The organism is Pedobacter sp. GQ55 (genome assembly GCF_059758925.1).
The window spans coordinates 322491-348650 of sequence record NZ_JCAXEI010000006.1; the positions used below are offsets into that span (position 1 = coordinate 322491).

Annotated in this window: 25 protein-coding genes; 14 read left to right on the forward strand and 11 right to left on the reverse strand. The window is 38.8% G+C overall.

All coding sequences use genetic code 11. The annotated features are described in order from the left end of the window. Positions 1 to 7 precede the first annotated feature (7 nt). Complete coding sequence (locus tag AC6CH7_RS17755; RefSeq protein ID WP_498264015.1) at positions 8 to 1408, forward strand: aldehyde dehydrogenase family protein; 1401 nt, start codon at positions 8 to 10, stop codon at positions 1406 to 1408. Here the strand turns inward: AC6CH7_RS17755 and ygiD are convergent, their stop codons facing one another. Together ygiD and AC6CH7_RS17765 are read right to left on the reverse strand one after the other, a co-directional pair. Beyond that, complete coding sequence (gene ygiD, locus AC6CH7_RS17760) at positions 1409 to 2236, reverse strand: 4,5-DOPA-extradiol-dioxygenase (protein WP_498264016.1); 828 nt, start codon at positions 2234 to 2236, stop codon at positions 1409 to 1411. It lies immediately after the preceding gene. Between the two features lie 52 nt (positions 2237 to 2288). After that, entirely contained in the window at positions 2289 to 2861 is a 573-nt protein-coding gene (locus AC6CH7_RS17765) for a YceI family protein (protein WP_498264017.1), read from the reverse strand. A 147-nt stretch (positions 2862 to 3008) separates the two neighbouring features. On the opposite strand from AC6CH7_RS17765, the gene AC6CH7_RS17770 reads away from it, so the two are divergent. From AC6CH7_RS17770 to AC6CH7_RS17785, 4 genes are read left to right on the forward strand one after another with little or no spacing between them, the layout of a single operon-like run. Then, positions 3009 to 3695: a peptidylprolyl isomerase gene (locus AC6CH7_RS17770; RefSeq protein ID WP_498264018.1), complete on the forward strand. Its 687-nt coding sequence runs from the start codon at positions 3009 to 3011 to the stop codon at positions 3693 to 3695. Further along, complete coding sequence (locus tag AC6CH7_RS17775) at positions 3692 to 4462, forward strand: exodeoxyribonuclease III (protein ID WP_498264019.1); 771 nt, start codon at positions 3692 to 3694, stop codon at positions 4460 to 4462. Before AC6CH7_RS17770 ends, AC6CH7_RS17775 begins: the two co-directional genes overlap by 4 nt. 3 nt (positions 4463 to 4465) lie before the next feature. Beyond that, complete coding sequence (hutI, locus tag AC6CH7_RS17780) at positions 4466 to 5710, forward strand: imidazolonepropionase (protein ID WP_498264020.1); 1245 nt, start codon at positions 4466 to 4468, stop codon at positions 5708 to 5710. Beyond that, a complete protein-coding gene (locus tag AC6CH7_RS17785; protein WP_498264021.1) occupies positions 5710 to 6678 on the forward strand; it encodes a formimidoylglutamase in 969 nt (322 codons plus the stop codon). The genes hutI and AC6CH7_RS17785 overlap by 1 nt, the downstream gene beginning before the upstream one ends. On the opposite strand, the gene AC6CH7_RS17790 is transcribed toward AC6CH7_RS17785, so the two are convergent. From AC6CH7_RS17790 to AC6CH7_RS17820, 7 genes are all read right to left on the reverse strand, one after another. After that, positions 6639 to 7217, reverse strand: coding sequence for a 5-formyltetrahydrofolate cyclo-ligase (locus tag AC6CH7_RS17790; RefSeq protein WP_498264022.1), 579 nt, complete (start codon positions 7215 to 7217; stop codon positions 6639 to 6641). The two genes, AC6CH7_RS17785 and AC6CH7_RS17790, sit on opposite strands and share 40 nt — an antisense overlap. 84 nt (positions 7218 to 7301) lie before the next feature. Continuing rightward, positions 7302 to 7862, reverse strand: a complete 561-nt coding sequence (gene efp / locus AC6CH7_RS17795) for an elongation factor P (RefSeq protein ID WP_068889711.1) — start codon at positions 7860 to 7862, stop codon at positions 7302 to 7304. Positions 7863 to 8018: 156 nt separating this feature from the next. After that, a complete protein-coding gene (locus AC6CH7_RS17800; RefSeq protein ID WP_498264023.1) occupies positions 8019 to 8633 on the reverse strand; it encodes an ABC transporter ATP-binding protein in 615 nt (204 codons plus the stop codon). Positions 8634 to 8644: 11 nt separating this feature from the next. After that, positions 8645 to 9430 (reverse strand): acyl-ACP--UDP-N-acetylglucosamine O-acyltransferase, encoded by a 786-nt coding sequence (gene lpxA / locus AC6CH7_RS17805; RefSeq protein WP_048908154.1) that lies wholly within the window; start codon positions 9428 to 9430, stop codon positions 8645 to 8647. Beyond that, positions 9427 to 10839, reverse strand: a complete 1413-nt coding sequence (locus AC6CH7_RS17810; RefSeq protein WP_498264024.1) for a bifunctional UDP-3-O-[3-hydroxymyristoyl] N-acetylglucosamine deacetylase/3-hydroxyacyl-ACP dehydratase — start codon at positions 10837 to 10839, stop codon at positions 9427 to 9429. The genes lpxA and AC6CH7_RS17810 overlap by 4 nt, the downstream gene beginning before the upstream one ends. After that, on the reverse strand, positions 10839 to 11915 hold the full coding sequence (gene lpxD, locus AC6CH7_RS17815) for a UDP-3-O-(3-hydroxymyristoyl)glucosamine N-acyltransferase (RefSeq protein ID WP_498264025.1): 1077 nt from the start codon (positions 11913 to 11915) through the stop codon (positions 10839 to 10841). Before lpxD ends, AC6CH7_RS17810 begins: the two co-directional genes overlap by 1 nt. A 119-nt stretch (positions 11916 to 12034) precedes the next feature. Next, positions 12035 to 13258: an HD domain-containing protein gene (locus tag AC6CH7_RS17820; RefSeq protein WP_498264044.1), complete on the reverse strand. Its 1224-nt coding sequence runs from the start codon at positions 13256 to 13258 to the stop codon at positions 12035 to 12037. A gap of 104 nt (positions 13259 to 13362) precedes the next feature. Here AC6CH7_RS17820 and porX point away from each other — a divergent pair, with 104 nt between their 5' ends. The 4 genes from porX to AC6CH7_RS17840 all read left to right on the forward strand — a co-directional run bounded on the left by porX (position 13363) and on the right by AC6CH7_RS17840 (position 17322). Further along, a complete protein-coding gene (gene porX / locus AC6CH7_RS17825; protein ID WP_172662329.1) occupies positions 13363 to 14916 on the forward strand; it encodes a T9SS response regulator signal transducer PorX in 1554 nt (517 codons plus the stop codon). A 2-nt stretch (positions 14917 to 14918) separates the two neighbouring features. Continuing rightward, positions 14919 to 15335 (forward strand): tRNA (adenosine(37)-N6)-threonylcarbamoyltransferase complex ATPase subunit type 1 TsaE, encoded by a 417-nt coding sequence (gene tsaE, locus AC6CH7_RS17830; RefSeq protein ID WP_498264026.1) that lies wholly within the window; start codon positions 14919 to 14921, stop codon positions 15333 to 15335. A gap of 65 nt (positions 15336 to 15400) precedes the next feature. Next, the gene (locus tag AC6CH7_RS17835; protein WP_048908148.1) at positions 15401 to 16627 is read left to right on the forward strand and encodes an alanine dehydrogenase; all 1227 of its coding nucleotides are present in this window, start codon (positions 15401 to 15403) and stop codon (positions 16625 to 16627) included. A gap of 8 nt (positions 16628 to 16635) precedes the next feature. Further along, positions 16636 to 17322, forward strand: coding sequence for a M15 family metallopeptidase (locus AC6CH7_RS17840; RefSeq protein WP_498264027.1), 687 nt, complete (start codon positions 16636 to 16638; stop codon positions 17320 to 17322). Positions 17323 to 17324: 2 nt separating this feature from the next. Here the strand turns inward: AC6CH7_RS17840 and AC6CH7_RS17845 are convergent, their stop codons facing one another. Beyond that, positions 17325 to 18563 (reverse strand): D-alanyl-D-alanine carboxypeptidase, encoded by a 1239-nt coding sequence (locus tag AC6CH7_RS17845; protein ID WP_498264028.1) that lies wholly within the window; start codon positions 18561 to 18563, stop codon positions 17325 to 17327. A 134-nt stretch (positions 18564 to 18697) separates the two neighbouring features. Here AC6CH7_RS17845 and AC6CH7_RS17850 point away from each other — a divergent pair, with 134 nt between their 5' ends. The 3 genes from AC6CH7_RS17850 to AC6CH7_RS17860 all read left to right on the forward strand — a co-directional run bounded on the left by AC6CH7_RS17850 (position 18698) and on the right by AC6CH7_RS17860 (position 21189). Next, positions 18698 to 19939 carry a pepsin/retropepsin-like aspartic protease family protein gene (locus AC6CH7_RS17850; RefSeq protein WP_498264029.1) on the forward strand — a complete coding sequence of 414 codons (1242 nt, stop codon included), beginning with the start codon at positions 18698 to 18700 and terminating at the stop codon, positions 19937 to 19939. Positions 19940 to 19957: 18 nt separating this feature from the next. Beyond that, on the forward strand, positions 19958 to 20899 hold the full coding sequence (locus AC6CH7_RS17855; protein WP_498264030.1) for a hypothetical protein: 942 nt from the start codon (positions 19958 to 19960) through the stop codon (positions 20897 to 20899). A gap of 98 nt (positions 20900 to 20997) precedes the next feature. Further along, positions 20998 to 21189: a cold-shock protein gene (locus AC6CH7_RS17860; protein WP_008241764.1), complete on the forward strand. Its 192-nt coding sequence runs from the start codon at positions 20998 to 21000 to the stop codon at positions 21187 to 21189. Positions 21190 to 21256: 67 nt separating this feature from the next. Here the strand turns inward: AC6CH7_RS17860 and AC6CH7_RS17865 are convergent, their stop codons facing one another. Then, entirely contained in the window at positions 21257 to 22069 is an 813-nt protein-coding gene (locus AC6CH7_RS17865; RefSeq protein WP_498264031.1) for a glycerophosphodiester phosphodiesterase, read from the reverse strand. Positions 22070 to 22161: 92 nt separating this feature from the next. On the opposite strand from AC6CH7_RS17865, the gene AC6CH7_RS17870 reads away from it, so the two are divergent. Then, positions 22162 to 25479, forward strand: a complete 3318-nt coding sequence (locus AC6CH7_RS17870; RefSeq protein ID WP_498264032.1) for a DUF4175 family protein — start codon at positions 22162 to 22164, stop codon at positions 25477 to 25479. Positions 25480 to 25490: 11 nt separating this feature from the next. Further along, entirely contained in the window at positions 25491 to 25925 is a 435-nt protein-coding gene (ybeY, locus tag AC6CH7_RS17875) for an rRNA maturation RNase YbeY (protein ID WP_498264033.1), read from the forward strand. Positions 25926 to 26160 lie beyond the last annotated feature (235 nt).

The window sequence follows — 26160 nt, forward strand, 5'->3', positions numbered from 1 at the left end:
AGCTAACATGACGCGACCTATTAACTCTGTTTTTAATGCTCAGCAAGCGCATAAATATACGCTTAGGACTAGTAATGCCGAACAAAGAATTAATAAATTAAAGGCATTAAAGCGCGGTATAGAAAAGCACGAGGCCGAGATATATGCTGCTTTACAGCAGGATCTTCGCAAAAGCCAGTTTGAAGCTGCCGTGACCGAACTGATATTTACTTATGCTGAAATTGATTTTGCGATTAAGAACGTCAAAAATTGGATGAGGCCTAAATACATTGGCAAAACAATAACCAACCTTTTTGCAAAAAACAGACTTTATTATGAACCAAAAGGCGTTTGTTTGATCATTTCGCCGTGGAACTATCCTTTTCAATTGTTGATGGCGCCTTTAATCTCTGCCATTGCAGCAGGGAATTGCTCCATGTTAAAACCTTCAGAGGTTAGCCCCGCAACCAGTTCAATTATTGCACGGATTATTACCGAATGTTTTGAGGAACAGGAAATCTGCTGCTTTGAGGGCGACGCCTCTGTATCAACAGCTTTGCTTGAACTGCCATTCGATCATATTTTCTTTACTGGAAGCACCACCATTGGAAAAGTAGTGATGGAAGCCGCTGCAAAAAACCTTACTTCGGTAACATTGGAGTTGGGAGGAAAATCGCCTACTGTAATTGATGCAACGGCCAACTTAAAGAACACAGCGGAAAAGATTGCCTGGGGGAAATTGATGAATGCCGGACAAACTTGTATTGCACCTGATTATGTTTTTATTCCGGAAGAAAAACAAGCTGAATTTATTGGGCATTACAAAGAATCGGTAAACAAAATGTTCTGCAATGGAAACAATACCGTTGACCACTCCGTTTACGCTAAAATTATAAACAACAGCCATTTTAAAAGATTAACAGGACTGATTACTGACGCGACAAATAAAGGCGCCAACGTTGCCTTTGGTGGCGAAACAGACGAGGAAAATAATACCATTAGCCCTACGGTTCTTACACGGCTCAGCGACGATTCGAACGTCATGAACGAAGAAATTTTTGGTCCGCTATTGCCAATCATCACCTATAAAAGTTTAGATGAAGTAATTAGCCGTATCAACAAAAAAGGCAAACCGCTGGCGTTATATATTTTTAGCGATAGCAAAGAGAACATCCGCCGAATTATAGCAAATACCAGCGCAGGCGGCACCTGTGTTAATGATGTACTGATTCATATCTCAAATCCGAAATTACCTTTTGGGGGCGTAAACGGAAGTGGTATGGGAAGTTGCCATGGAAAATTCGGCTTCAAGTCGTTCAGCCACGAAAGGGCTGTTGTTTTTCAGTCTAAGTTAGATATGACCGGGATGATTTACCCCCCTTATCACGGCAAAGACTGGGTGTTAAAGTTGCTGAAAAAACTAATGTAATTACCCCACTTTAACAGAAGTCATGGTTAATGAGCCACCGACAGCCCTATCGTTAAATAACGAAACTTCCTCATTATCATATTTCAGACCGAGGGTATACATTAAGGGTAGATAATGCTCCGGGGTAGGGATGGCCAGCATAGCCTCTTTACCAAGCGATTGATAGTTCATCAACAGATTGTGTTCATTGCTTAAAATCAGGCTTTTAAACTTATCGTTCATTTGTAAAGCCCAGTCATATCCTCCACCGTTTATCATTTCCCAGCTCATCATTCTAAGGTTGTGAACCATATTTCCGCTCCCAAGAATTAGAACCCCTTTCTTTCTTAAAAGTTGTAATTCCTTGGCCAGCTCATAATGATAGCGCGCATCCTTGGTATAGTCGATACTCAATTGCAATACAGGGATGTTCGCCTCTGGGTACATGTGCCTTACAACAGTCCATGCACCATGGTCAAGCCCCCAGTCATGATCCAGACCAACATGCGTATGTTGTATAAGTCCTGCCGTTTCAGCAGCAAGCGCCGGATTTCCGGGTGCGGGATAAACTACATCAAAAAGTGCCTGTGGAAACCCGCCAAAATCATGTATGGTTTTAGGAAAATCCATAGCAGTAATGTGTGTCCCTTTGGTAAACCAATGTGCAGAAACCACCAGTACTGCTGTTGGAACTGGCATATTTTGAGCCATAGAGGCCCATTTGTCGCTAAACTCATTATCCTCAATCCCATTCATTGGAGATCCGTGACCCACAAATAGAACAGGCGTAAGGTTTTCCTGAATTGGCAACCCACTTGTGAATGTTTTGAATTGAGCTGAGTTAGTCATAATGAGTAGAAATCAAAACAGGCCATCTTATCCAGACGGCCTGTAAAATCAATTATTTTGCCTGAACAAATTCCAAGTTCAAGGCGATTTTAACGTCTTTACCTACACCCATTCCGGTTGGATCATATTTGATATTATAATCTAAACGATTGATGGTTGTGTTAGCTGAGAAACCTGCTTTGGTATTTCCTTGCTGATCTTTAGCTGTTCCGCCGAATACTACATTGAATTTAACATCTTTCGTTACATCACGAATTGTCAATTTTCCACTCAATTCATAGTTATTCCCTTTCAATTTTTTAAATGAAGTACTTTCGAAAGTCATGTACGGATAAGTTTCAGCATTAAAAAAATCGTCAGATTTTAAGTGCTTATCGCGAGGTTCAACACTTGTAGAAATGCTGTTTACATCAACAGAAAAGCTGATTTTTGCATCAGTTAAATCCTCTTTAGCTGCAGTAACTGCACCATCAAACTTTTTAAATGATCCATCTACAAATGAGATTCCCATGTGTTTCACTGAGAAATTTATAAATGAGTGCATTGGATCAACTGTCCACTTTGTTTGCGCGAAAGACGCAACACTGATTGAAATTGCAACCAGGAATAAAAATACCTTTTTCATAATTTTTTTTAGTTTTAATTTTACAAAAGTACACCTCTGGGTTTTAGCGGGCCTTGATGTATGGTAAGAAAGATAATCAATAAAATTGAAGCATCCCGCATTTCAATAAAGCCATTTTTAACTTACCTTAGCTCCAAAGTAATATCAATGAACAGAATTCTAGCCTTACTACTGTGTCTGGGTGTTTTCTCTGCTTTCGCCGCAAAGCCAAAACATCAATACGTTAAAATTAAAACGGATATGGGCGAATGTATAATCATGCTTTACAATGAAACCCCTCAGCACCGGGATAACTTTGTGTCCCTGATTAAAAAGGGCGTTTATGAGGGAACTTTATTTCATCGGGTTATCAAAAACTTCATGATTCAGGGGGGCGATCCGGATTCAAAAGTTGCAAAACAAGGCGAATTGCTGGGAAATGGAACTGTAGGCTATACCATCCCCGCTGAATTTGAAGACAGTTTATTTCATAAAAAAGGCGTGCTGGGGGCTGCGAGAGACGACAATCCGGAAAAAGCATCAAGCGGGTCTCAGTTCTACATTGTTCAGGGTAAAAAATTTACAGATCGGGGATTAGATTCATTAGAAACGAATCGTCTGCATTTCAAAATACCGGTTTGGCAGAGAGAAATCTATAAAAATTTAGGTGGCGCACCGCATCTGGACAGGAACTATACTGTTTTTGGAGAGGTGGTTAAGGGCCTAGATATGGTTGATAAAATCGCCGCCATTTCTAAGGATTCAAACGATCGGCCTGACGCCGACGTAAAGATGTCTGTTTCAGTTTTGAAAAGACGCGCGGCAAAAAAATTAGAAAAATTATATAATTTATGAAGATCATCTCTTACAATGTTAACGGCATTCGCTCTGCATCAACAAAAAACTTTTTTGGCTGGCTACAGTCAACCGATGCCGATATGGTTTGCTTGCAGGAAGTGAAGGCCCTGCCTTCTCAAATTCCGGAGATACTTGCCCTAATTGAGCAATTAGGATATCATCACTACTGGTTTCCGGCCGAGAAAAAAGGATATAGCGGAGTGGCCGTCCTTACCAGAATAAAACCAAATCATGTGGAGTACGGCTGCGGAGAAGAATGGATAGATAAAGAAGGGCGCATTTTAAGAGCCGATTTTGACGACTTCTCTTTAATGAGCCTCTACATGCCCTCAGGATCAAGCGGAGACGACAGACAGGTTAAGAAGTACGAATTCATGCGCTTCTTTGACACATATATTGGAGAACTGCGCAAGGAGTATTCTAATTTGATTATTTCAGGCGATTACAATATTTGCCATACCGCCATTGACATACACAACCCAAAATCAAATGCAAATTCTTCAGGTTTCTTACCGGAAGAGCGTGAATGGATGGAATTGTTTTTAAACAATGGGTTCATAGATACTTTCAGGCACTTTAATAAAGATCCGCACCACTACACCTGGTGGAGTTTTAGAGCAAATTCAAGAGCTAAAAACCTTGGGTGGCGCATTGATTACCATTTAGCAACCCAGCCTCTTTTAAATAAGCTGAAACACGTTTCAATACTTCCCGACGCAATTCATTCAGATCATTGCCCGGTTCTATTAGAGCTAAACCCCTAAACCATGTCGGCCCTCCTTATAACAGACATCGGCACGCTTGTAGGCACTCATCCTAAAAACATTTCTGTTTTAAAGGGCGGCGCTATGAGTACTTTGCCTGTTATAAACAATGCCTGGATATTATGTGAAAATGGATTAATATCTGGCTTTGGCAATATGGACAACCTACCTGCTGATCTGCCTACATCATTAACCTCCATTTCTGCTAACAGAGGTTATGTTTTTCCATCATGGTGCGACTCTCATACACACATTGTGTTTGCTGCTTCCAGAGAAGAAGAGTTTGTAATGAAAATTCAAGGAAAAGGCTACGAAGAAATAGCAGCTGCAGGAGGGGGTATTTTGAACTCGGCCCGCAAACTTCAACACGAGTCTGAGGATCATCTGTTTGAAAGTGCCTCCATCAGGCTAAACGATATGATTAAGCAGGGAACCGGAGCTGTCGAAATTAAGAGCGGCTACGGCTTAAGCGTTGATAGCGAACTAAAAATGCTTAGGGTAATCAGGCGACTTAAAGACGCTTTTAAAATTCCTGTTAAGGCATCGTTCCTTGCTGCTCATACTTTTCCTGAACACTATAAAAATGATCATAATGGATATGTTCAACTTATTATAGAGCAAATGCTCCCTGGAATAGCAGATGAAGGCCTGGCAGATTATATGGATGTTTTTTGCGAAAAAGGCTTTTTTTCTGTGGAAGAAGCGGATAAACTTTTAGAGGCCGGCGCGAAATATGGATTACCGCCTAAAATTCATGCAAACCAATTGTCTGTATCAGGCGGCGTTCAGGTTGGGATAAAACATAATGCGATTTCCGTAGACCACCTTGAAGCTACAGATGACGATGTAATTAACTGTTTAAGCAGGAGTAATACAATTGCAACCCTTCTTCCATCTTGTTCTTTGTACCTTGATATTCCATTTGCTAATGCACGCGGCCTAATTAATGCCGATATTCCTGTTGCCTTAGCCTCTGATTTTAATCCCGGCTCTACTCCTTCAGGGAATATGAATTTTGTGATTTCATTAGGTTGCATTAAATTAAAGATGCTCCCTGAAGAAGCAATTAACGCCGCGACTTTAAACGGAGCCGCCGCAATGCGGTTATCGGATGTTGCAGGAAGCATTGCAATAGGAAAAAAAGCAAACCTATTCATTACCCGTCCCATGAGTTCAATAGCTTATCTGCCTTATAGTTTTGGGCAGTCGCAAATAGAAAAAATCATTTTAAACGGAGAAATAAACTAATGGATGGGCTTAGAATTTATTCGAGTAAGGATATTCTTAAATTAGTCAATATCCGCAGCGGAGAAACAAAATTAGGTGAACGTGTTGAGGTTATTTCTAATTTAGGAGACCTGAACACTTCGGAGGCCCGTTTTGTATTACTGGGAATTCCTGAAGATATCGGGGTAAGGGCCAATTACGGTCTGTCGGGCGCATCTACAGCATGGGATCCCGCACTTAAAGCCCTTCTTAATACCCAAAGCAACGACTTTTTAGATGGATCAGAATTAATAGCTCTAGGTCATTTTGAGTTTACTGAACCCCAAAATAATACGATTGAAGCATTACAGAAAAAGGTATCAGAAATAGATAACCAAGTTTACGAATGTGTTCTTAAAATTATAGCTGCCGGTAAAACACCCATTATTGTTGGCGGAGGGCACAATAATGCCTATCCTATCATTAAAGCGCTGGCCTCAGTCCATAAGAAGGCCGTTGACATCCTCAATATAGACGCTCATGCCGACTTAAGAGAGCCAAAAGGCAGACATAGTGGCAATAGCTTCAGTTATGCCTTAAAAGATGGTTATTTGGCCAAATACGGGGTCTTTGGATTGCACCAGAATTACAACAATGAAGCAATTCTAAAACAAATAGAAGAGAATGAAAAAATACAAGCTGTTTTCTTTGATGATATCTTATTGTCGGACTCTATAGGAACCCTTTGGACCCAATTCATCACTGACTTTAAAAATCCTGGCTTAGAAATCGATCTTGATAGTATAGAGAATATATTATCAAGCGCCGCTACACCATCGGGTTTCAGCTTAAATGAGATCAGAAAGCTCATTCTTGGGTCATCAAAACAATTTGCCTATTTGCACATCTGCGAAGGCGCAAGCGAAATGGCGGACGGAAGAACCAGTTCCTTTACTGGCAAAAGTATTGCCTACCTGATCACTGATTTCCTGAAGTCGTACACCTTATGAGGTGTAATACATAAATCCATTTGGATATCATGTTCATTTACATCCTCTATATCAACTCCTGATTCGAAAAAAGAAACACCCACCTTAATTGTGGCCAGGCCTTGTAGAAACCTGTCATAAAACCCTTTCCCGTAGCCAACCCTATATCCTCTTTCATCAAAAGCCAATAACGGAATGACCACCATTTCCACATCTCCACTGTGCAGTTCCCCTTTTTGAGGCTCCAGAATATCATATAAGTTCTTTTCTAAACCATCCCTCCCTGAATAAACATAGTTGCTCATTAAGGACGTTTCAAAATCTGCTTTTGGGACAATAATTTTTATATCAGTATGGTTATTTCTAAGCCAATCGATAAAAAGAAATGTATCTGGTTCGTTTTTTTCCGCAATGGGTAAGAAGATATGGATTGTCTTTATTTCTGAAAAATCAAGCTTAGAAAAGTGCCCTAATAATTGGTTGCTAAGTGCAGGTATTGCCGAGGGGGAGAGTAATTTTCTCTGGTTCAGTGCTAATTTCCTAAGTTCTGCCTTTTTCATTTAAACAAATATAAAAAAAGATGGCTTCGGGAACCACTCCGAAGCCACAATCAACCTAAACCTAAAACTAAACTATGAAAATTCTTATTTTACTCTTTCTACGTAATCGCCAGTGCGTGTATCTATCTTAACTTTATCGCCTTGATTGATAAACATTGGTACTTTTATTTCGACTCCGGTCTCTACTGTTGCATATTTTAATGCGTTTGTAGATGTATCGCCTTTAACTGCAGGCTCAGAGTACGTTATCTCTAATTCAACATGTGAAGGCGTCTGTGCCATAATTGGCTCGTCACTTTCAAATGCGATAATTACATTCATTCCTTCTTTCAAAAAGCGAAGACTTTTACCAAACAACAACTTTGGTATGTTAAATTGCTCGTAAGTAGTATTATCCATTACTACAAGCGCTTCACCATCTTCATACAAGTATTGGTAATCGTTGGTTTCAACACGGCAAATCTCAACATCTTCATCAACACGGAACCTATATTCTACAAGTTTCCCTGTTTTTACGTTCCTCATTCTTGCTTGATAAAAAGCGCGTAAGTTACCTGGTGTACGGTGTAGAAACTCTTCTACTTGCACTAATTCTCCGTTAAAACGAAGGATATTACCATTTTTTACTTCTGATGCTTTTGCCATTTTATTCTGAAATTTTGCCTAAACCACCGGCTCTTTTTCGTGCCGCAAAGGTATAAACTATTTATTAATTCTACAATAGTAATTTGAAAATATTTTTTTATCGTTCTTTAATGCCTAAATCACCCACTTTTGCACTTATCACAAATATAATTTTTGTTATTTATAATCCGTTATTTGAACGAAATGGTTACAAAACGAATACTCAGCTTCCTGATTTGAGCCAACTATTACAAGTCTGTCTGCTGTAAAACGCGCAATCAACTCATGATACCATACTACGCCTTGCTTATCTAAGTTTGAGGTCGGCTCATCCAATAAAAGTATGGGCGTATCTGTACAGCATGCCAGCGCAAGCTTGGTTCGCTGCTTCATTCCAGACGAGAAGTGTTTTAGTGCCTTGTCTTGCGATTTCTTTAGCCCAAGAAGCTCCAAAACCATCTCTTCATCAAAACCCTTCTGCAGCGCTTTAAACTTGAAATGAAAATCGATGGTCTCCTGCAGTGTAAATTCTTCAATCAGATCTAAATACGGTGCCGCAAAACTAATAGATTCATAGATTCGCTCTACAGGTATGTTCTTCTGATTATTATAGGTTATAATACCCTCCGATGGAGATAAATTTCCCAGTACAATACTCAAAAGCGTCGATTTTCCAGAACCATTTGGGCCTAAGATTGCGTATTTACCGCCAGAATTAAATTGATAATTTATTCCTTTAAAAATCCACTCCTGGTTAAATCTTCGCCCAATGTCCTCTAAAGTAATTGTCATTGATTGATCAGTTAGCTTCCAGAACCAAAGCCTTTCATCACACCCCTATTTGAGTTTCTAATAAAATCAACTATTTCATCACGAATTTCTGTTGGTTTAAATTCTGCTTCGATCATATCCAACGCTTTAGTAACGTTATTATGTTTCACAAATAAAACCCTATAAATCTCCTGTATCTCGTTAATCTTTTCAGAAGAAAAGCCTCTTCTTCTCAAACCTACTGAGTTAATTCCTGCATACGAAAGGGGCTCTCTTGCTGCTTTAACATAAGGCGGAACATCTTTCCTTACCAAGGAACCTCCGGTAACAAAGGCATGGGCACCAACTTTTACAAATTGATGGATAGCCACTAGTCCTGCCAGTACGACATAATTACCAATGGTAATGTGGCCTGCCAAGGTAGTACTATTTGAAAAAATACAGTAATCTCCAACTTCACAGTCATGAGCGATGTGAGAATATGCCTGTATAAGACAATTACTACCTATTACGGTCTTCCATTTGTCTTTTGTTCCTCTGTTTATAGTTACACACTCTCTGATGGTGGTATTGTCTCCGATCTCAGCCGTGGTTACCTCACCGGCAAACTTTAAATCCTGAGGCACACCAGAAATTACGGAGCCCGGAAAAACCCGGCAGTTCTTTCCAATACGCGCTCCATCCATGATGACTACGTTAGAACCTATCCAGGTTCCCTCACCAATCTCTACGTCCTTATGTATCACGGCAAAAGGCTCTATTACCACGTTATCGGCAATTTTTGCCTGAGGGTGTATATACGCTAGGGGTTGTATCATGCTACTGGTTCGCTATCTTTTACTTTTACAATTTGTGCCATCATCTCTGCTTCCACAACTACCTTGCCTCCAACCATTCCGACACCTTTCATCTGGGCAATTCCCCTTCTGATTGGTTCCATCAAATCGCATCTGAAAACAATAGTATCGCCAGGCGATACTTGAGCCCTAAAGCGTACATTATCTATTTTTAAGAACAAGGTAAGGTAATTTCTTGGATCGGGAACTGTGCTCAAAACCAAAATACCTCCGGTCTGCGCCATTGCCTCAATTTGAATTACTCCTGGGAACACTGGTGCTCCAGGGAAATGACCCTTAAAAAACTCTTCATTCATGGTAACATTCTTAACGCCAACAACGTGTGTTTTAGAAAGTTCCAATATTTTATCAATAAACAGGAAAGGTTGTCTGTGAGGTAAAATATCCATGATTTGAACCACGTCGTAAAGTGGTTTTACCGAGGGGTCATAAACGTGCTGTACCTTTTTGTTTTTTTCTTTTTTGATTGCTGCTTTAATCTTTTTCGCAAAGGCAACATTTGCTGCATGGCCCGGGCGGGCAGCCATAATATGGCCCTTTAAATGTACCCCAACAAGCGCCAGATCACCAATCATATCCAATAACTTATGTCGGGCAGGCTCATTTTGATACCTTAATTCCATGTTATTCAAGATTCCCTGTGGCGCAACTTCTATTGCCTTTCTATTAAAAATAGTGGCTAAATGGTCAAGTTCCTCTTTAGTAACCTCTTTATCAACAATAACTATGGCGTTATTTAAATCGCCTCCTTTAATCAGGTTATTTTGTAGTTGATATTCAAGTTCGTGCAAAAAGCAAAAAGTTCTACACGATGCGATTTCTTTTCTGAATTCAGCAATACTTGAAATGCCTGCATGCTGACTTCCCAAAACAGGTGAATTATAGTCTATCATACAGGTAAACCTATAGTCGTCAAGCGGCATTGCGACAATCTCAACTTTTCTATCCGGTTCTGTATAAGTTATATTGTGCGGTATTTGAAAATACTCACGATCAATCTCTTGTTGCTGTATTCCGGCCGCTTCCAGTGCTTCTAAAAATAGAATTGCACTGCCGTCCATAATTGGCGTTTCCGGACCATCCACTTTCATAAGCACATTATCCAGATCCATACCTACAAGCGACGCCATTACATGCTCAACGGTACTTACACTTGCGCCATTCTGAGAAATAGTAGTTCCTCTGGCAGTATCAGTAACATTATCACAATCTGCATCAACTATTGGCGCTCCTGGTAAATCTACTCTTTGGAATTTAAATCCATGATTTTCAGGTGCGGGACAAAAAGTTAATGTAACATTTGCTCCGGTATGCAGGCCTACCCCTTTTACGGAAACTTCGCTCTTAATGGTCTTTTGCTTAACGTTCATTATTTATCTTGTATTGTACTGTTTTGTTCAATTAACGCTTTTAATTGGGCGATAGTTGTTTCTAAGGCTGCTATTCTTTTTTCAACAGCAGGTAATTGTTTAAATATTACAGATGCACGCATCCAATCTCTTAGTGGCTGAGCAGGGCTGCCATGCCATTGTTTATTTTCTTCTGTTGTACTAAAGTTAATGCCGGCCTGTGCGCCAATCTGTGTTCCCTTGGCTAATGACAGGTGACCTGCAATACCAACTTGTCCTCCAACAACGGATTTTTCACCCAGTTTGGTACTTCCCGAAATTCCGGTTTGTGCGGCAACAACACTGTGTTCACCAACATCAACATTGTGGGCAATTTGGATCAGGTTATCCAATTTAACCCCTTTTCTAATGAAAGTGGATCCCATTGTAGCCCTATCGATCGTAGTATTCGCCCCAATCTCAACATCATCTTCAATAACCACATTGCCAATTTGTGCAATTTTTGAATAGGTTCCGTCGGCCTGTGGCGCAAAACCAAAACCATCGCTTCCTATTACAGTGTTTGCATGTATAAAAACCCTATCCCCGATAACTGATCGGTTATAAATTTTTACTCCTGGAAAAAGTGTGCATCCCGCTCCAATTTTGGTATCAGGGCCCACGTAAACCTGAGCAAGTATTTTCGAGTTATCTCCTATTTCTACGTTTTCTGCGATATAAGAAAAGGCCGCGATAAAGACATTCTTGCCCAATTTTGCGGTTGGATGAACAAAGGATGGCTGTTCAATTCCTGATGAGTCATTAACTTGACTAATCACTTCATTGTACCGGTCTAACAACACAGAGAATGCACTGTAAGGATCTGCAACCTTAATTAAGGTGCTTTTTACAGCCTGTGCAGGCAAAAAATCTTGACTAACAATAACTACAGAGGCATTGGTAGAATATAAATAGTTCTCGTATTTCGGATTGGACAAAAAGCATAAAGATCCCGGCTTGCCATCTTCTATTTTAGAAAGCTCTTCGACTTTTACATTTTCGTCGCCCTCAATGGTGCCATTTATAAATTCGCTTATCTGCTTGGCAGTAAATTGCATTTTACAAAGTTATATGTTAAATTGATATGAACAAATAAACCTATTTAGGTTATTATAATTCCATCTTAGATTAAGAAACTAAAAACGGGATTAAAAATTAATTATTTTGTTAAAATATGCTAAATAATTCTTGGGTAGCAAAGTATGTGCTTTTTCACTGTTTTGTCTAAAGATTCTAAGTTAGATAAATCTGATGCTTTTGCAATATCAATTATGATATTGTTTTTTAATAGGATATTAATATTGCTGTTGCCGGCATCATATGCCCTGTTTCTTATTACATCGGTAAAAACAAAATAGGACACTTCATCATTATTAAGTTTTAGGAATTCTGCTGTGTTCTCCTTAAGCACATCTACTCTGTTCTGATCTGGAGCATCATTTGTAATTTCAACTTTATAAAGATTCCTGTTAGTAAGCATTTTACACAACTGGGCTAATATCCTATCCGGATGGTCACGCCAAACTTTAATGGAAGCAAAAATGTCCTGATCATCAAGTTGGGCGAACATAGATAAATGAATCTCCTCAGAAAAAAAACTTGTCTCGGTAACGTCATTTATTAAAAAATGTTGAAGCGCGGGCGTGGCAAAAAGAGTTTCTCCCCGAACTGCAAGTTCCTTCGCGCGTTTCAAAATTTTCACCAGCACCATTTCTCCGGCAATAACCGTTTTATGCAAATAAACCTGCCAATACATCAGTCTCCTCGAAATCAAAAAGTTCTCTATCGAATAAATCCCCTTTTCTTCAATTACCAGGTTATCATCCAACACGTTAAACATCTTAATGATACGATCAAAACTAATTACACCTTCGCTTACTCCGGTAAAAAAGCTATCCCGGTTCAGGTAGTCCATTCTGTCCAGATCCAGCTGACCAGAAACGAGTTGAGCCAGAAAGTTCTTGTGGTATTTGCCTTTAAAAATATCAATTGCCGGAGTTAATCTTCCGCCAAACTCTGCATTAAGCTTCTCCATAATGAGCATGGAAATGTCTTCATGCTTTATTCCGTTAACCAACGAGTATTCAAGCGCATGCGAAAAAGGTCCATGGCCTATGTCATGTAGTAAGATGGCAATTGTGGCAGCCTCCTCTTCCTCCTTATTAATCTCATGCCCTTTGCTTCTTAAAATTTCAATAGCCAACCCCATCAGATGCATTGCGCCTAAAGCATGGTGAAACCGGGTATGCAATGCTCCCGGATATACCAAATGGGTCATTCCCAATTGCTTTATATACCTCAACCTTTGAAAATAAGGATGAGAGATGAGGTCAAATACTATTTCTGAAGGAATATTTATGAAACCATAAACAGGATCATTTATTATTTTCTTTTTGTTCAATCCTAAAAAATAAATTATACGGTACAAAAATTGCTATTTTTATCCATAGTAAGAAAGACGCAGTCTCTTTTTGACAAATTAATTCACATTATATAAATACAATAATGCAGGAAACCAAGATTCTATGGGCCGACGATGAGATAAACTTATTAAAACCACATATATTACTGTTAAACGAAAAAGGATACCATGTTACCACATACACAAATGGTAACGATGCCCTTGAAGCATTTGGCAAAGAGCACTTTGACCTGGTTTTTCTTGATGAAAACATGCCCGGCATGAGTGGTCTGGAAACACTTACCGCAATAAAAAACATTAGAAATGATGTCCCGGTTGTACTAATTACCAAAAGTGAAGAAGAAAACCTGATGGAAGATGCCATTGGGTCTAAAATAGATGATTACCTTATTAAGCCCGTTAACCCGAAGCAGGTTTTGTTAACCATAAAGAAAATAATAGACAATAAACGCCTTGTAAGCGAAAGAACTTCTATGGCCTACCAACAGGACTTCAGGCGCTTGGGAATGACTTTGAATGATAAGTTAAGCTATGAAGAGTGGGTAGATGTTTATAAAAAATTGGTCTTCTGGGAACTTGAACTGGAGAAGCTTGATGATCCGCAAATGCACGAGATTCTGACAATGCAAAAGTCAGAGGCAAATATGCAGTTCTCAAAATTCATTGAAGACCACTACTTAGGCTGGGTCAATGGCAAAGGCAAAGCGCCCTTGCTTTCAAACGAGTTATTAAAGAAAAAAGCATTCCCTTTAATTAACAACAACGTTCCTGTCTTTTTTATTCTTATTGATAATTTAAGGTACGATCAATGGAGGATTATTAATCCCCTGATTACTGAACATTTCCGTTTGGACGAGGAAGATACCTATTCAAGTATTTTACCCACTGCAACCCAATATGCGCGTAATTCAATATTTTCCGGATTAATGCCTCTGGAGATGGAAAAACGCTTTCCAGGATTATGGCAAAACGACGATGATGAGGGGGGGAAAAACATGCACGAAGGCGCCTTTTTGGCAGATCAGATTAAGCGCAGCTTGCGTAAAGATTGTAAATTCAGCTACAACAAAATATTAACCTACGACGATGGGAAGGCCCTTAATGAGCAAGTGAACAATTTGCTGCAAAACGAGTTTAACGCTATTGTATATAACTTTGTCGACATGCTATCGCATGCCAGAACAGACATGCAGATGATTCGTGAGCTGGCTAACGATGATGCCGCCTACCGTTCACTAACCCTCTCCTGGTTTGAGCATTCTCCATTGATGGATCTTTTGAAAAAAATATCTCAGAAGAATGTTAAGCTGATCATTACTACAGACCACGGAACAATAAGGGTAAAACATCCAAGCAAAGTTATTGGCGATAGAAATACCAACACAAATCTTCGATACAAGCAAGGGCGTAACCTTAATTTTAATGCAAAAGAGGTTTTCCTTATTAAAAACCCTCATGAGGCCCAATTGCCAAAAATCAATATTAGCTCCAATTATATCTTTGCAAAAGAGGACCGTTATTTTGTTTACCAGAACAACTATAACCAATTCGTGAATTATTACAATGAAACCTTCCAACATGGCGGTATTTCATTAGAAGAGATGATTATACCAATTGCCACATACAGTTCAAGATAGTAATGAATATTAATGTAAACAGCTTATCTGATTTAGATCAAGCCGCTATTGCCCTGTTAGATTTTGCCGGAACTGAAAAAATATTTGTTTTTGAAGGAGACATGGGGGCTGGAAAAACAACTTTTATTAAAGTCATAGCGAAGGCGCTTGGCGTAAAAGAACTGGTTTCCAGTCCAACCTTCTCCATTGTAAACGAATACGAGGGAAAAGGCAATACCTTTTATCATTTTGATTTCTATCGTATTAAAAACCTCCAGGAGGCATACGATATTGGCTACGAGGAGTATTTTTTTTCAGGAAACACCTGCTTTATCGAATGGCCCGAAAAAGTTGAAGAACTTTTACCGGAGCACTATATTAAAGTTGAGATCAAAATGTTAGGTGAAAATGAGAGGGGACTGTCCATCAATAAAATATAAAATGGCAAACCCTTATTTTTAGGTTATTTTTCTTAATTTCAAGCTAAAATATCACATAAACAAATATGGCTACAGGATTACGCGAAGGTATGGCCTCAATTGCTCAAAAAGGGCTTTTACAACCCAAGGAGACAATGTCAGAAACCAGTCAGAAAAGCAATAGTTTGTACATTGGCATTCCAAAAGAAATCTCATTCCAGGAAAACCGAATTGCCCTGACTCCTTTATCTGTTGCCCTCTTGGTTAACAATGGGCATAAAGTTATAATTGAAACCGGTGCGGGGGTGGGTTCAAATTTTTCCGATAACGACTATAGCGAACAGGGTGCGATCATCTCTTTTAATAAAAAAGATGTATTTAATGCGGATATATTGGTTAAAATAGCCCCCCCAACGTTAGAAGAAGTTGCCCTCATGCACAAAGGGCAAACTTTAATATCGGCGCTTCAAATGGGCGGACTAAAAGAAACCTATCTCAAAGCACTTCTTAATAAGAAAATCAATGCCATCTGCTTTGAGAACCTTAGAGATGAAGGAAATATTCTAAGCGTAGTACGTGCAATGAGTGAAATTGTTGGGGCGACCTCTATTTTTATCGCTGCAGAATACCTCAGCAATGTAACAGGAGGAAAAGGACTGATGCTTGGGGGCTTTACAGGCGTTCCGCCAACCGAGATTGTAATTCTTGGCGCGGGAACCGTTGGAGAATATGCGGCGCGTACAGCCCTGGCGCTAGGCGCGGAGGTAAAAGTATTCGACAGCTCTATTTATCGACTAAGACGCCTTCAAAATAACCTTGGAAGCCGGGTATTCACCTCTGTCATGCAGCCTATAGTCCTTGGTAAAGCAATTACTACCTGCGACGTTGTCATTGGTGCCATCAGAGCAACTCACGGAAGAAGCCCATGCATTGTAATGGAGGAAACCGTAACCCGAATGAAACCCAATTCTGTTGTAATCGATGTAAGCATAGACCAGGGCGGTTGTTTCGAAACCTCCGAAGTCACCAATCATAAGGATCCCGTGTTTAGGAAACATGATGTAATCCATTATTGCGTACCTAATATTGCTTCAAGGGTACCTCGTACAGCATCTTATGCCCTCACAAATATATTTACACCAATTCTTGTAGATATAGGTGATATGGGAGGCCTGATGAATGTGGTTTGGAGCAAGCCCGGCATTAGAGAGGCGCTATACATTTATCAGGGTCATTTAACGAACAAAGACCTTGCTAACATGTATAACCTTCCATACAAGGACATTGAGCTGCTTGTAGTCTCAAATCAATAGTTCTGAGCATGAAAAAATACCTGTACCTGCTCCTGCTTTTCATTTTTCCGTTACTTGTAGAAGCGCAAAAACTCAAGGCCAATCCTTACGGTTTACAGGTCATCAATTCATATGAAGATTATCGCTCATCTTACACTAAAGACCCAAAGAATAAACTGATAGAAATCAAAAAAGCAATTCCGAACATTCAGCTCGACATCCGGTACGCCACCAAGAACAACTTCATGAATCAGGTGATGTACAAGGAGGCTCGGGCTTTTGCCAGGAAACCTGTTGTTGAACAGCTAAAAAGAATACAATTGGCCCTTAACAAAAAAGGCTATGGCTTAAAAATCTTTGATGCATATCGGCCATATGCCATTACACTTGCTTTCTACCAAAAAGCTAAAGACAAAAATTTTGTCGCTAACCCTAAAAAAGGATCTAAACACAACAGGGGCTGTGCCATAGATTTAACACTTATCGATTTAAAAACGGGAAAAGAACTTCAAATGCCAACACCGTACGACAGTTTTGCCGCACAAGCCGCGCCATCCTATTCAAACCTGCCGGCCTCAGTAATAAAGAACAGAACATTATTGATAACAACAATGCAAGCCTATGGATTCCGTGTATTAACAAACGAATGGTGGCATTTTGATTTCGTCGGATGGAAAAAATATCCGCTCATGGATATTCCATTTGAAAAGCTATAACCCTAAAAGTTTTCGTGCACGTAGGTTATAATTCTGCCCATCTCATTTCTCACTCCGGTTGTAGACGAAACAAAATTATTGTTCATAAAAGAGAACAGGTATACCTTGTTTTTCTTGGTCACAACATAACCACTCTGGCAGTGAACATTCGATAGCGTTCCTGTTTTGCCAAAAACAAAGGGATCATTGGTTTTGGGGTAGGCATTTTTTAAGGTTCCGCTCTTCCCTCCAGCCGGGAGCATCGCAAATAGTCGCTTCTGATCATTCACTTGCTTGTAAATAAGCTCCAGAAGCTTGATAATATCCCTTGGAGTGAATAAATTATACCTTGACAAGCCAGAACCATCAATCCATACGGGCTTGTCCTGGAGCTCCTTTAAATAGTTTTTTTCGATGTGCTGAATTGCCATCTCTGCACTCAAATTCTCGCCAATCTGATTGGAATATACCAGAAGCAATTGTTCAGCAATAAAATTGTCGCTTGGAACCATCATCTCTTTAAAAACAGAATCCGATTTTAAAGAATACAAAGTTGATGCATTGGCAGGCATATTCATGTTAACTACCTCAACCTTTTTTCCAAGCGTATCCGACAATAGGGCTAATGTTGTTTGCAAACTAACTTTATAAGGCACGGACTGCTTATATCCCACAGGCACAGCTACTGGCGGATAGTTAAATCTATTTTCATTGAAATCCCTCTTTACAAGAAAAGCAGTGTCTTTTATTGAAGAATCCTGGGCTACACAATCAGCAAACAACATAGGCGAAACCTTCAGTTTGCCTTTCTCTTCGTTAATTTCAACCAGGTTCCCCATAATCGGGAACTCATTTATCTCTGCCTGATAATAATCATTATAATCATCCCATTGCCAACCCTTCCCATAAAAACCCCCCTTATACCTTCCATACGCAAAGAAGAGTTTCTTATTCGTAGCGCTCAGAAAATTGAAAGCCCTGGTTCCTATCAACTGTGCCTGTAAAAAAGAGGGGTCTCCTGTCCCCCAAAATATAAGGGAGTCTCCACGCTCAATATACCTCAAGGCGGGAATTGAATCCGGGGTCATTTTTAGTCCCCCATAAAAAGTAAATAATTTAGTGTTTGATGCTGGAGTAAAATATTTATCAGCGTTATTTTCAAACACCATTTTATCTGCAGACATATCGTATAAAGCAAACCCAACGTAGTGTTTTTTTAGCCCCTCAGACTGTTTAAAAAGACTATTCACCTTTCTGGACATACGGCGATCAATAGAGCACCCGCTTAAAAAAAAACCTCCACAGACAACCAATAAAAGAAACAAGCTTTTAATTTTAAATTCAGATCTACACATACTGGTTACTAATTTATTAAATTAGTTCAATGAATTAGCTTATGCGCACTGTTAATTTCTTTTTCTTAAAAGTTATTCTGATTTCCATAATAATTGGAATTTGCTGTGCATATGCCTTAAAAGCCCAGCAATTTAGCTTCAATGGCTCTCGTACAAAAGCCGCGGTCAATTTTACCCTTATCCGAAACCTAATTATTATTCCTTTGTATATTAACAACAAAGGACCCTATAACTTCATTCTTGATACAGGTGTAGGACCATTAGTGATCACAGATACGACAATTGTGAAAGATTTAAACCTTAAAGATCTCAGGCCCATTAAAATAACGGGCCTAGGAAAAGGAATGGAGATAGACGCATTTCTTTCCAATGAAGTCTCCGCCAAAGTAGGTAAAGCAAGTATCGATTACATCCCCACCGCAATATTAAAGACAGATATTTTGGGCCTCTCAAACTATATGGGCATCAGAATATATGGCCTTTTGGGCTACTATTTCTTTAATAGCTTTACGGTCGAGATTAACTACTCTTCTAAAAGAGTAATCTTTAACCTTCCGGGAACTAAAAAGAAAATAAAGGGCGACATTGTTCCGCTGCAAATAATCAATAATAAGCCCTATATCAACATAGAGCTAGACATTATAGAACTTGGTGTTATAAATGCTAAAGTTGTGGTTGATAATGGCGCCAGTCATGCCATTTCACTCGAAACCCTAAATGAAAAACCTTTCCCCGTGCCCGCGAATTCTATCCCCGCAAACCTGGGAATTGGATTGAGCGGACCAATTAGTGGAAATGTTGGCCGGGTGCCTAAAATAAGGATCGGGAACTTCGAATTAAAGGACGTCATCTCCTCCTATCCAATCTATGATGATGTAGCCGCAAAAACCCTCATTTTAAGTCGGAATGGGAATCTTGGAGCCGATATCCTAAGCCGGTTCAATATTACTTTTGATTATGCAAACGAAATCATGTACCTCAAACGGAATCAATACTTTAAACGGCCGTTTGAACACGATATGTCGGGCATTGAAGTCTATGTTGAAGAAGAGCCGGATAAGCGTTACTTCGTTAGTCGGATTGAACCCAATTCTCCTGCTGAATTTGCAGGAATACACGAAGGAGATGAAATTATATCTATCAATTTCATCAACACTAAAACACTAAACCTTAATGACATCACTAAAACATTACGCTCAGGAAACGATCGCGTCATTTTTCTCTCTATAAACAGAAACGGAGAGCTGCTTATCAGACTTATAAAATTGAAGAAACGGATATAAATATTTATTTTTACAAATATGACGAAGATATCCCGTTTTAAAATACTATTCAGCTTAATCATACTCACTACATCCTATGCCTGCAACAATCCTAAAGAAGAGAAAAAAATCGTAAAAAAGCTTTCATTTGATTCAATCATTGGAATTAGATATCAGGAAGTAAAGCGCAGATTTAGCAATGGCCTTTCTTTCAATGAAATGGGATTCCAGCAGGAACCATCATGGATCATCCGATTCAAATCAAACGACACGGTGATGGCTTACAGCCCACAAAAGAAAAAGATGCAGCCCTTTTTTCTCATGTTTGATCATGGCGATGTATATAATTTTGCAAATGAATATTTCCGAATAAAAAAAGTCAACAAAGATAGCCTTGTGTTTCAAAGGCTTCATCTTCAAAAAAAGGAAATCTCGAAAGACATCAGGTCTGATGTTAACATAACTTACTATTCCGATAATTATATAAAAAATGTACTAAAAACAACTGCAGAGGCACTGCAAAAACCCTCCAAAGCCGATACACTGTATGTTCAATGGCTCTCTGCAAGATCAAATCGTAACCCACAAAATTTAGATAGTGCTTTTGCAGGCCGGCAGCCGGTAGAGTTTACCCCGGTAAGCAAGCTCATTAAGGTTAAAAAAACCACAACAGTTGATCCTTTTATGGGTAGAACACAATCCTACGACTATTTATTCCCAAATTATCGCATCGACATTGATAAGGCTTACAAGGACTTTGCGTACGAATTTAACGTGCTTGTAAACGCTAATGGCAAAATGCATTTAACATCATTTAGAAACGATATGCCTGAATATAAAGAGGCCCGAAAAAAGTCATTAGAAGCAATTATCAACGTCTACCTCCAAAATCTACTGAAGGTTACACCGGGAAAAACACTAGGAATACCCCACTCAAGCGAAATTAAATTGGTTGTTCAGGGAAAAAAAGACAATAAATGATGCTTTTCACATTTTATATTAATCAAAATATAAAGCACTTGCATTTTAATAAAAAAATAATATGTACATTGCACACTTAATTTTTAATAAATAATACAATGCAAGAAGGAACAGTAAAATTTTTTAATGTAACTAAAGGTTTCGGATTCATCATTCCAGCAAACGGAGATAGCGAAATTTTTGTACATTCAACAGGCCTTATCGATGAAATTCGTGAAAACGACAAAGTTGAATACGATGTTGAAAGCGGTAAAAAAGGGTTGAATGCGATTAATGTTAAAGTAATCTAGATTATTAAAAACATAAATTGTACAGCATCGCAGATAACCTGCGATGCTTTTTTTGTTTTATCGCCTTTTATTTATTCTCTGTCTGCGCTGCCTTGATGGTCTCAAAAACCAATTCGGGTTCATTTGTAGTTATAAACTCCACCTTATTCTTAAGCAGCCATTTCATATCCTCAGCATTGTTAACTGTCCAGGCATTAATAGTTAAACCCAGCTCTTTAGCCTTAGCAAACCACTCTCCTTTTTGGTAAACGCTATAGTGATAATCTGCACCATAAAATCCATCGGCTTTAAGTTTATCTAAAGACGCGTCTCCATTCAAATAAGCCACCTTAGCTTTAGGATCCAATTCCAAAACTCGCTTCAGAACACCATAGCTAAAACTAATGTAATCAACCCATTCTTTCGCTTTCAATTTCTTAACCATTGCGACTGCTCGGTCAGTTAATTTCTGGTCTCTTTCCGGGTCCGCTTTCGATGGTTTTATCTCCAGAATTAGCTTCATTTTCTTCTGCTTTATTCCCTCTTTTAAATACGCTTCCAAAGTAGGAATATTTTCGCCATTTGGATGTTTTTTAGTCAGAAGCTCCTTATACGTTACTTGTGCAATAGGGAGCCCATAAAAATCAGGATCATGGTTAATAACCAAAACGCTATCCGAAGTCATATGAACATCGAATTCAGAACCATAACATCCTAATCTTATCGCTTCTTTTAAAGAGGCAATAGAGTTTTCAGGTAAATTATTCTTTTTCCATGCCCCGCGATGCGCAATAACAGGATTATTATTCCATGAACTTCCCTTAACAATTGGTTTAGGCTGAGGATCAAAACTTTTCGTAAATACAGCCATAAGGGTCATGACTAAAATTGATGATTTCATAAGTATACTTTTTCTAAAAATACTCGTTAAATGTTTATCTAAACGTTTTCTTAAAGTTATTTTTTAACTTTATTACCCATTCCACTGTTTTAATGAATAACAATTACGCCATTTTAATAGCTAAAGTTAATGAGTTTACGCAAAAGTTTTATCTAAATAAACTGTTGCGGGGATCCATTTATGCGGCAGCCTTGCTTCTCCTGGGCTATCTTTTCCTCTTTCTGTTTGTTTATTATACAAACCCTGGTGTAGGCACTAAAACCGTCCTTTTTTTCTCGTTTATAGCGTTTTCTGCAGCGGTAATATCATTTCTCATTATAAAACCCGCTCTTTCTTACTTCAAACTCAGCAAGAATCTAAGTATCGAAGAAGCGGCTACATTAATTGGAGATCATTTTTTTAATGTAAAAGATAAGTTACTAAATACCCTTCAGCTTCAGGCGCTTGCCAATCAACACCCAAACAACAATCAATTAATCTTAGCCGGGATTGATCAGAAAATAATGGAACTCAGACCCGTTCCTTTTGCAAGCGCAATCAAACTAAAAGACAACAAAAAGTACATTAAATACTTCCTCATACCCCTCTCCGTTATCTTGCTAATTGGCATAATTGCTCCAGCCATCTTAAAAGAAGGGACGAGCAGCTTTGTTCAGTACAATAAAGAAATTCTGCCTAAAGCTCCTTTTGATTTTGTAATGTTAAACAAAACCTTAATGGTTCCCCAGGGTGATGACTTTACGCTTAAACTCAAAACCATAGGAAACGAACTCCCTCAGGAAGTATATGTTTCAGATGGAGCGAATACCTATAAATTAGAGAAAGAAGGCAACAACCGCTTTACCTATATATTCAAAAACCTGCAAAAGAATAAAAATATTCAGTTCTCCGCTGGGGGCTTTAACTCTATTTCTCACACAATTGAGGTTAAACCCCGTCCTTCCGTACTCAATAGTACCGTTAAACTCCAATACCCTGCTTATCTAAACAAAAAAGAAGAAACCATCCAAAATGCCGGTGATTTATTAATCCCTGAAGGAACAGTAGTAACCTGGTTGTTAAATACAGAGAACAGTAGTGCACTTAACTTTATCATTGGAGGCAAACAGTACGCTTTAAATTCTAACAGCAATACCTTTAGCTTCACCAAAAAGCTGCAAGAAAATACAGGATATCAAATCACACCTAAAAACAGCTTTATAAACAGTAAAGACTCTCTCTCTCATCAAATAGCCGTTATTAAGGATGAATTCCCTAACATCTCAATTGTAGAAACTCCAGATTCTGTAAGTAGCAAGGCCTTATATTTTTCCGGCAATATATCAGACGATCATGGATTTAGTTCCCTCAAATTTCAATACAATATCAAAGAAAATGGTGTGCTAAAAAGCACTGTCACAAAATCCATTTCAATAAAGAAGAATCAACAGGAAGACGCATTTTTCTACCTATGGAATCTAAACGAAACCCCTCTAAAGCCCGGACAAGCACTAGAGTACTATTTTGAGGTGGCAGATAATGATGCGGTAAACGGCGCTAAAAAAACTAAATCCGCTATCAAGATATTTGAAGTCCCCACGCAACAGCAGGTTGCCGAAAAAATAAACCAGGGAAGCACGGAGCTGAAGCAGAAAATGGAAAAAACCATTAAACTGGCCTCCGAAGTTGAAAAAGACAGCAAAAAGCTTGGAGAAACGCTGCTTGACAAGAAACAACTCTCTTTCGATGATAAAAAACAGATAGAGCAACTGCTGGACAAGCAGCAGCAACTTGAAAAAGCCGTTGAGGAAATCAAGTCATTAAATGAAAAAAACACACTCCAAAAAGAAGAGAACAATGCTTTAAAAGATGAATTAATGGAGAAACAAAAGAAGATTGATGACCTATTCAACAATGTTCTTAATGAAAAAACCAAAGAACTTCTTCAAAAGCTTCAAAACCTAATGGACGAGAACAATAAGGATCAAACTCAAACCGAGTTGTCTAAAATGCAGATGGACAACAAGTCTTTAAAGAATGAACTTGACAGGATATTAGAGCTTTACAAGCAATTGGAATTCGAACAGACCTTAAAAAACAATACCGACAGGCTAAATGATCTTGCTAAAGAGCAAAAAGAATTATCCAAAAAAAGTGCAGAAAAAGACGCAGCGGCCGACAAGCTTAAGGAAGACCAGAAAAAACTCTCATCTGAATTCGATGACATTAAAAAAGAGCTCGAGAAACTAGATGAGAAAAACCAGCAAATGGAGCGTCCAAATCCATTTAAAAATCCTGAAAAAGAAACGTCCGAAATCAAACAACAACAAAAGGACAGCGAGAACAAATTAGATCAAAACAAGAAAAAAGATGCCTCAAAGAGTCAGCAGAAAGCCGCTGAACAAATAGAAAAGGTGGCCAAACAAATGGAGCAGATGCAACAGGAATCTACTGAAATGGAAAGTAACCTGAATATTGCCGAGCTGCGTCAATTGTTAAAAAACCTGCTGAACACCTCTTTTGATCAGGAAAAGGTGATGCTGAACCTGAAAGGGATGAATAGCAACGACCCCCTTTATACACAAAACGTACAGAAACAACGCAGTATTAAAGACAATATGAAAACCATTGCCGATAGTTTATTCTCTTTAAGCAAAAGGGTGCCACAAATTGAAACTGCAGTTAATGAAGAAATGCAGAAGATCAACTTCAATATTGATAAAAGTCTGGAAAACCTTGGAGAAAGAAACACAGCCATGGCAAACAGGAATCAGCAATACACCATGACATCCGTAAACAACCTTACCTTAATGCTGAATGAAGCGCTGGACCAGATGCAAAATATGAAGAAAAATGCCAAAGGAGGTGGGCAAGGGAAAGGAAAAGGGGGCAGCATGCAGCAACTTCAACAAATGCAAAAGCAGCTTAACAACAGCATGCAAAAGGCACGCGATGAGCTTCAAAAGAAAGGGAATAAAGGCGCTGTACCAAAAGGGCAAATGAGTCAGGAGTTTGCAAAAATGGCCCAGCAACAACAAATGATAAGAGAAGCGCTTCAGAAAATAAATCAGGAGCAAAATAAAGACGGGAAAAATGGGCTCGGAAACCTCAATCAAATGATAGAAGATATGAAATCCACTGAGAATGAATTAGTTAACAAAAAAATAGAACAAGAAACCCTTAATCGACAAAAAACCATCCTTACAAAACTACTTGATGCAGAGAATGCACAGCGCGAACAAGATCAGGATGCTAAAAGAGAAGCAAAAGCCGCTAAAGATTTCCCTCCTTCTTATAAGCAGATGCTCGAAAAATTTAAAAAACTTCAGCAATCAGAAACAGAATGGTTGCAGAAATTGCCCCCTGATTTAAACTTCTTCTATAAAAAGAAAATAACAGAGTACTTTAAATTGCTAAATTCGCCCCAATAATTTATGATCTGATGAGCAAACCGAGCATTAATTTTTTTACAGAAGACACCAATTATACCATAAAAAAGAAGCCCGTTATTAAGGATTGGCTCAAATTTGCCATTGCAGCAGAAGGATATCTTTTAAAGGAATTGAATTTCATACTTTGCTCCGACGAATATCTGCTGCGTATAAACCAGGATTACCTTAATCATGACACATATACTGATGTAATCACTTTTGATAACTCAGAAGAGCTTAAAACGATTGTAGGGGATATATTTATCAGCATTGAAAGAATAAAGGAAAATGCGGCAACATTTAAGCATACCGCTGAGCAGGAATTGTGTAGGGTTATGATTCACGGAGCGCTTCATCTTTTAGGATATAAGGACAAAACTAAAGCCGCAAAAACACTAATGACTGCGCGCGAAGACCACTATCTTGCACTTTTATCTAACCCTTGATATTTGGCTGTTTTTAGGCTTTTTGCCGAGACTTAGCTTTTTTACAACATAAGTACTGGATACCCCCGCGTTATTGCTTCTAAAGTCCGCGAATAAAGCCGGGTTTTGGCCCCTCTTATCCTCAAAAGCATCACTGCTCATATTTTACGGCGTCGAGTATAACATTTTCGTTACAATTTAAGGCCCTAAACTTATGTTAATGTAAGATCAAAATCCTTTATATTGGATAGGCCCA